3 protein-coding genes are annotated in these 2,643 nt (G+C 72.5%); all 3 read right to left on the bottom strand.

Going from position 1 to position 2,643, the window contains the following annotated elements:
- Nucleotides 1-34: 34 nt before the first annotated feature.
- Entirely contained in the window at nt 35-1,033 is a 999-nt protein-coding gene (gap, locus tag ACN6LM_RS37845; protein WP_445069958.1) for a type I glyceraldehyde-3-phosphate dehydrogenase, read from the bottom strand.
- Between the two features lie 118 nt (nt 1,034-1,151).
- On the bottom strand, nt 1,152-2,102 hold the full coding sequence (locus ACN6LM_RS37840; protein WP_445069957.1) for a GlxA family transcriptional regulator: 951 nt from the start codon (nt 2,100-2,102) through the stop codon (nt 1,152-1,154).
- On the bottom strand, nt 2,102-2,536 hold the full coding sequence (locus ACN6LM_RS37835; protein ID WP_445069956.1) for a VOC family protein: 435 nt from the start codon (nt 2,534-2,536) through the stop codon (nt 2,102-2,104). Before ACN6LM_RS37835 ends, ACN6LM_RS37840 begins: the two co-directional genes overlap by 1 nt.
- Nucleotides 2,537-2,643 lie beyond the last annotated feature (107 nt).

Raw genomic sequence — 2,643 nt, 5'->3', positions numbered from 1 at the left:
CGGGGGCGGCCGGTGGCCCCCCCCGCGCCAGGCCCTAGCGGCCGGCCAGCAGGGTGAGGGTGTCGATCACCCGGTTGGAGAAGCCCCACTCGTTGTCGTACCAGGCGGACACCTTGATGTGGCGTCCGTCGACCCGGGTGAGCTCCGAGTCGAAGATGGAGGACGCCGGGTTGCCGGTGATGTCGGCCGACACGAGCGGGTCCTCGGAGTACTCGAGTACGCCCGCGAGGGGGCCCTCGGCCGCCGCCCGGTACGCGTCGAGCACCTGATCGCGGGTCACGTCCCGCGCCACGGTGGTGTTCAGCTCCACGATCGACCCGACCGGGACCGGAACCCGGATGGAGTCGCCCGACAGCTTGCCGTCGAGCCGGGGCAGCACGAGCCCGATCGCCTTCGCGGCGCCGGTCGTGGTCGGCACGATGTTGACGCCGGCGGCGCGGGCGCGGCGGGCGTCGCGGTGCGGACCGTCCTGGAGGTTCTGCTCCTGGGTGTAGGCGTGCACGGTCGTCATGAAGCCGTGCTCGATGCCGGCGAGGTCGTCCAGCACCTTGGCCAGCGGCGCGAGCGCGTTGGTCGTGCAGGAGGCGTTCGACACGACCGTGTGCAGCTCGGGGTCGTACGCGTCGCTGTTGACGCCGTACGCGAGCGTCACGTCCGCCCCGTCCGAGGGCGCGGCGACCAGCACCCGCTTCGCTCCGGCGTCCAGATGGGCGCGTGCGGCCTTCGCCGAGGTGAAGCGGCCGGTGGCCTCCACGGCGATGTCGACGCCCAGCTCCGCCCAGGGCAGCCGCGCGGGCTCCCGCTCGGCGAGCACCCTGATGCGGCGGCCGTCCACGACGAGGGTGTCCCCGTCCACGGCGACCGGGCGGCCCAGCCGGCCCGCGGTGGTGTCGAACGCCAGCAGCCGGGCGAGGGTGGCGGGCTCCGAGAGGTCGTTGACGGCGACCAGGTCGAGGTCGCTGTCGCGTTCGAGCAGCGCGCGCAGGACGTTGCGTCCGATGCGGCCGAATCCGTTGATGGCGATGCGAGTCACGTGAGATGTCCCTTCTCTCTTCGCCTTCAACGATCGCGCGCGCCGCGCGCCCCGGACAGCGGCGTGATCGCCACGGTCCGCAAGGATCCCGCCAGCCGGCCCCGGGCGACGGTATGCCCTATTCGCCCTGGGCGAAGGTGCGCCGGTACTCGCTCGGGGTGGTGCCCAGGATGCGCTGGAAGTGCAGCCGCAGATTCGCGCCGGTCCCGAGCCCCACGTCGGCGGCGATCTGCTCGACGGCCCGCTCCGAGCGTTCGAGGAGTTCGCGGGCCATGTCGACACGGGCCCGCATCACCCACTGCATCGGGGTGTATCCGGTGTCCTCGGCGAACCGCCGCGAGAACGTGCGGGGCGAGACCGCCGCGTGCCGGGCCAGCGCGTCGAGCGTGAGCGGTTCGCCGAGCCGGTGCAGCGCCCACTCACGGGTGGCCGCGAACCGCTCGCCCAGCGGCTCGGGCACGCTGCGCGGCACGTACTGCGCCTGCCCGCCGCTGCGGTACGGGGCCGCGACGAGCCGCCGGGCCGCGTGGTTGGACGCGGCGACGCCCAGGTCGCCGCGCAGCACGTGCAGGCACAGGTCGATCCCGGACGCGGCACCGGCCGAGGTGAGGACGCTGCCCTCGTCGACGAACAGCACGTTCTCGTCCACCCGGATCAGCGGGTACTTCGCGGCGAGCGCCCGCGTGTAGTGCCAGTGCGTGGTCGCCCGGCGCCCGTCGAGCAGCCCGGTCGAGGCGAGCGCGAAGGCCCCGGTCGAGATGGCGGCGAGCCGCGCCCCCCGTTCGTGCGCGGCGACCAGGGCGTCAATGACGGCCCGGGGCGGATCCTCCCGGTCCGGCTGCCGGTACCCGGGTACGAAGACGATGTCCGCCCAGGCCAGCGCGGCGAGCCCGTGCGTGACGTGGTACGCGAGCCCGTCGCCCCCGGTCACCAGCCCCGGGGCCGCCCCGCACACCCGTACCTCGTACGGCATGCTCGCCCGGGTCGTGAAAACCTGGGCCGGGATGCCCACGTCGAGCGGCTTCGCGCCGTCGAGCACGAGGACGGCGACGCGGTGCAGTCGGTCCATCAGTCGAGGCAGAACTCGTTGCCCTCGACGTCCTGCATGTTGAGGCAGGACTCGTTCTCCTCGTCGGCCGGCAGTAGCCGCCCGCGCACCGCGCCGAGCGGCAGGAGCCGCGCGCACTCGGCCTCGAGCACGGCAAGCCGCTCCTCGCCCTTGAGCCCGGTGCCCACCCGGACATCGAGGTGCACCCGGTTCTTGGCGACCTTGCCCTCGGGAACCTTCTGGAAGTACATCCGCGGACCGGCCCCGGTCGGGTCGGAGGCCGCGAACCACGTGTTCCGTTCCTCGGCCGGCAGCGAGGCGTTGTACGCGTCCCAGGAGCCGGACCCCTCCGGCGGCTCCGGCGGGACATATCCCAGCACCGCGCACCAGAAGCGCCCCACGCGCTCGGGGTCCGCGCAGTCGAAGGTCACCTGGAAGTGCTTGATCGTCGCCATGGGATCACCCTAGGTGTATTGATCACGAGCGTTGTTGACACTCGGCAGGTCTTGAACATGGCGAAGACCTCCGATGTGGTGGAGCTGTCTAGGAACACACCACACGG

The sequence above is a fragment of the Streptomyces sp. SAS_281 genome (assembly GCF_052542855.1).
Note: the sequence above shows the minus strand (reverse complement) of the source record. Positions and strands in the feature narration are given on the sequence as shown.